The sequence below is a fragment of the Niastella sp. sgz303648 genome (genome assembly GCF_059587045.1).
In genome coordinates this window covers 1-1,368 of record NZ_JCAPSW010000058.1, presented here as the reverse complement: position 1 = coordinate 1,368, position 1,368 = coordinate 1, and the positions used below count along the sequence as shown (strand labels likewise).

The 1,368-nt window shown below is 49.9% G+C and carries 1 pseudogene; it reads left to right on the top strand.

The features are described from left to right. Positions 1–1,368 (top strand): annotated as a pseudogene (locus AC59IL_RS38890) (hypothetical protein); the annotation flags it as partial.

The following is a 1,368-nucleotide window of genomic DNA, read 5'->3' as shown; positions in this document are numbered from 1 at the left end:
CCTATAGTTATACAGATGGAAATGGCTGTACCAATACAGCTACGGCAACGGTAACGGTAAATGCGTTGCCGGTGGTTTCGGCCAATAATGCCCAGGTATGCTTTGGTAACAATAGTGTATCGTTAACCGGCAGTCCGGCAGGAGGTACCTGGAGCGGTACTGGTGTAAGCGGCTCAAGTTTTAATGCGAATGGTCTTGCAGCAGGCAATTATACGGTTACCTATAGTTATACAGATGGAAATGGCTGTACCAATACAGCTACAGCTACGGTAACGGTAAATGCTGAAGCGACTGTGACAACTGGTGGTCCCAATACAGTTTGTCAATCCGGTAGTCCGGTTGCCATTGCCTTAAGTGGAGCCAGCGTAGGCGGGGCCGCAACTACAGGCGCCTGGTCAATTACTTCGGGAGGAGGTATGTTAAGTAGTGTACTGCAAACTGCAACTCCCGGAACAGTAACTTATACACCGGCCGCTAATTTTACAGGAACAGTTACTTTAACATTAACAACAAACGATCCGGATGGATCAGGGCCCTGCACAGCGGTTAGCGCTACAAGAACTATCGTTGTAAATCCTGCAGCTACTGCCAATGCAGGTACAGCGCAAACAGTATGCGCCGGAGGAACCATAACGCTGAACGGATCAATAGGAGGTAGCGCCACCGGTTCAACCTGGAGTGCGCCAAGCGGAACATTTTCTAATGCATCATCGTTAACGTCTACTTATACACCGACCATTACCAGCGGAACGGTTACGCTGACCCTTACAACCAATGATCCTGATGGAGCAGGTCCCTGTACGGCTGCAACTTCAACCGTAATAATCACAGTAAATCAGGCAGCAACAGTTAGTGCAGGTGCAGCGCAAACAGTATGCGCCGGAGGTACAATAACATTGGCCGGAACAATTGGCGGAGGCGCTACCACATCAACCTGGAGTGCCCCGAACGGAACATTTTCTAATGCATCATCGTTAACATCTACTTATACACCGACCATAACCAGCGGAACGGTTACGCTGATCCTTACAACAAACGATCCTGATGGCGCAGGTCCCTGTACAGCTGCAACTTCAACCGTAGTAATCACAGTAAATCAGGCAGCCACAGCCAGTGCAGGTGCAGCGCAAACAATATGCGCCGGAGGAACCGTAACGCTGAATGGAACAATAGGCGGTAGTGCTACCAGCTCTACCTGGAGCGCCCCGAGCGGAACATTTTCGAATGCATCATCATTAACATCTACTTATACACCGACCATTACCACCGGAACGGTTACGCTGACCCTCACAACCAATGATCCTGATGGAGCAGGACCCTGTACGGCTGCAACTTCAACCGTAGTGATCACAGTAAATCAGGCAGCCA